At 40.3% G+C, this 3,060-nt stretch carries 3 protein-coding genes; 2 read left to right on the forward strand and 1 reads right to left on the reverse strand.

The window, feature by feature from the left end; genetic code table 11:
- The first annotated feature begins 381 nt into the window (after window positions 1-381).
- Window positions 382-861 (forward strand): PssD/Cps14F family polysaccharide biosynthesis glycosyltransferase, encoded by a 480-nt coding sequence (gene pssD / locus PLK24_RS10120; RefSeq protein WP_324478779.1) that lies wholly within the window; start codon window positions 382-384, stop codon window positions 859-861.
- The gene (gene pssE, locus PLK24_RS10125; protein ID WP_324478781.1) at window positions 858-1,304 is read left to right on the forward strand and encodes a PssE/Cps14G family polysaccharide biosynthesis glycosyltransferase; all 447 of its coding nucleotides are present in this window, start codon (window positions 858-860) and stop codon (window positions 1,302-1,304) included. The genes pssD and pssE overlap by 4 nt, the downstream gene beginning before the upstream one ends.
- Before the next feature lie 834 nt (window positions 1,305-2,138).
- Here pssE and PLK24_RS10130 read toward each other — a convergent pair.
- On the reverse strand, window positions 2,139-3,060 hold a 922-nt coding region (locus PLK24_RS10130; protein WP_324478784.1), incomplete at its 5' end, for a transposase.

The raw sequence follows: 3,060 nt of genomic DNA on the forward strand, positions 1-3,060 counted from the left end.
GTTGATAGTATAGCATTTAGAGGCTATTTTCGGCCCTGTTTTTTAGTATTAAGCCTGAAATTATATCTGAAAAGATTGCTTATAAAATCAACTGTTTGAAAAGCAATTTCAAACGTATTGGAACATTAAATTAAGAGTGAAATTCTTCCTGAACAAATGAAGAAAACATATATAATTACAAACTATCCGATAATAAATAAATGCCCAACGCTTTCCTGGTAATCTTGTTTCAACGGCATCGCTCAATGAGAAGAATGCAAACGAATTGTCATCCTACGAAGGTCAGGGAGCACATGTCGGAAAAAGCGCTATGCCTAGCGTGGATGATGTGATCACGGAATTTTATGTAGCTGAGATGACTTTGCATATGGTAACGTCTGTATGAAGAAAGTTCTTTTTGTTGCAGGAAGCGGTGGGCATATTGCCCAACTAGCAATAATTCTTCAAGAAATTGGGGACAAATATGATTCTAAATTAATGCTGGAAAAATCAGATAAGTTGGGAATTGAAAGATTTTCAAGAAAATACAAAATTTTTACTGCCATCCCAATAAGGGGAAAGAACGAATCGATTGTTATAACTTTAATAAGAATCCTTGTGAATTTATTTCAATCATCCATTATTTTATTGAGATCAAATCCTGAGTACATCATTACAACAGGTCCGGGATTAGGGATCCCCGTTTGTATTTTTGGTAAAATAGCAGGAAAAAAAATAATTGTAATTGAGTCTTGGAGCAGAACAAAAACAAAATCGTATGCTGGGAAGGTATTGTATCCATTTTCTGATTTATTTCTTGTTCAGTGGCCTCAAATGCTCAAGCATTATCCCAAAGCGAAATATTTGGGTAGGTTGGCGTGATTTTCATTACGGTTGGATCAACAGCTTTTGATCCATTAATAAAGCAGGTAGATGAGATCTCTACTGATATGAAAGAGGAAATAATTTGTCAGATTGCAGATGGAAAATATATTCCCAAAAACTGTCAATATTTCAGATATAAATTAGATTTAGAGAAAGAATACAGCGATGCAGATCTGGTTATATGCCATGGGGGGGCAGGAACTCTTTTTAACTTGATGAAGTTAAACAAAAAAGTGATTGCAGTGCCCAATTTAGTCAGAAAAGATAAACATCAAACCGATTTGATTGATGCACTTTCAGGGGAGAATTATATTATCGTTTGCTATGATCTGTCAGAACTCCGAGCAAAGATGCTTGATTCGAAAAAAGTTAGATTAGACGCGTATAAAAGCCCTGAATGCAGGATTACCCAGGAAATTGTCAAATTCATTGGTGAATAAGTTCAAGAAGATGGCGAAAAGTTTCCATGCTCATTTTTGGAAAAATAGGTTGACTTCGAGAAATGAATGCCACCCTAAAAACTCGTAGGACAGAGTTCCATGGTCTTGATCATGGGTGAATGAAAAGACTGCGATATAATGATACGTGGAATGGCCTGAAAGTAGTATTTCCTATTCTTCGAGTATATTCATAGCGACTATCCATATTGTCTGAATACCAAAATATCGGCGCCGAATCTTAAATCCTGGCATCAAGGATTGCTTAGTGTAGTTGTCTGAAACGAATAATATGAAGCCAAACATCAATGCGAAATCTGATCCTTAGGCAATAGTAATACTTGATACACCAATTCTTTAATGTTGAGGGGAAAAGGCCTTACCACATATCCTGGCCGATACGATACTGAGCACCACAATAACAAACTTGATAGTAAAATTCATGATGAGGATTTGCCAGACCATGCAAACCTGTGATGAAGGGACTGGTGCGAATAGGGGTAGCGAACCACTTAGATCCTTTAAAAGCCACTGGTAGCCTCTGAAATTTGTTGATATACAACGTAATTCGATGCTTGATATTAATGGCATGAAAATTTATAACAATAATATCAAACAGTTATAAGTAAGCATGTATTTTGCATAATTGAAATAGTGCTAACATATAAATATAAAGATTGGTTCATTCATGGGAACCGCGAACATGTTGATAACTCTCAAAAAAAGATTATTTATTGAGCGAGGATTTGTTGTTAAATAGAGGCAGAAAAGTGAAGATGTCAAGTTTTTAGTTGAAATGTGTGGCACCCTTTTTTCATCATCTTTGGTCAACCTCTCTCATGCCGCCTGACGCGTGGCTTCAGTGTGTATTGCTTCAATGTTTGCTAGCACCTGTGGTATGTCTCTATAGCCTTTGATTCTTCGGAACCCTTTTTCACAGTGAAGAAGAACCGATGCGAGCCATTGTTGAGCCATAGCGCTGGTGCGGTATCTCTTTATGTTCCGCTCACAATCCCGTACAGTGGAGAACATGCTTTCAATGGGATTGGTAGAGGTAAGGGTTTTTCTGATAAGGACAGGTATGTTCAATCGGTGAAGGGTAAGGATTCCTTCGATGGCCTCCATGAGAGAATCGGCTGCTGATTCATTGATAGCACGAAGCCATTTCTCGAAATCAAGGAGCATCTCCCGTGCATCCTTATAGTCGTTCTGTTCCAGGGCAGTGGTGAATCTCCGGTGGGCTTCCTTCCGGTACTTCTTTGCCAGATGCCCCTGGATGTTTCTGTCCTTATGAGTGGTGGACCACGTCTTGATAATCCCCCTGCCTCCATCTGTTATCCAGAGGATGTTTTTTGAAAGGGTAAGGCGTCGTCTCTCCAGATCGGCATGAAGCCCGGTACAGACCTCATGGTTTTCCGTAACGCCCTGCCAGAACCCGAGAACGTGCTTGGCTCCCTCTGTGTCGATGCCCAGGGCAACCATGTATGCTTCTCCTCCCCGATGGATCGTATTGATAAAGAGGGCAAAGATGGTGAGGTCTCCGAGGTCCCGTTCTTTGAACACGGTGAGGTTTTTCGCAGTGACCGCAATGATATCCGAAGAAGGAGAGACTCCGAAGGCACGGGCGGACTCACACACGGTTTCCCGGTATCTTCTCGCTGAAATGCCCAGGAGCACTTTCTTCAAGAGCTCTTCTGAAAACCCACCTGGTTCCTTCAGCATGGTGTAACTTTCCAAGGGGATTTCTCCTTCCGGTCCC

Source organism: Atribacter sp. (genome assembly GCF_035418125.1).
In the GTDB taxonomy this organism is placed as follows: Bacteria; Atribacterota; Atribacteria; order Atribacterales; family Atribacteraceae; genus Atribacter; species Atribacter allofermentans.

What these genes read in the sequence shown, in the direction of transcription:
- pssD (WP_324478779.1), top strand. Translation starts at nt 382, where the DNA reads ATGAAGAAAGTTCTTTTTGTTGCAGGAAGCGGTGGGCATATTGCCCAA.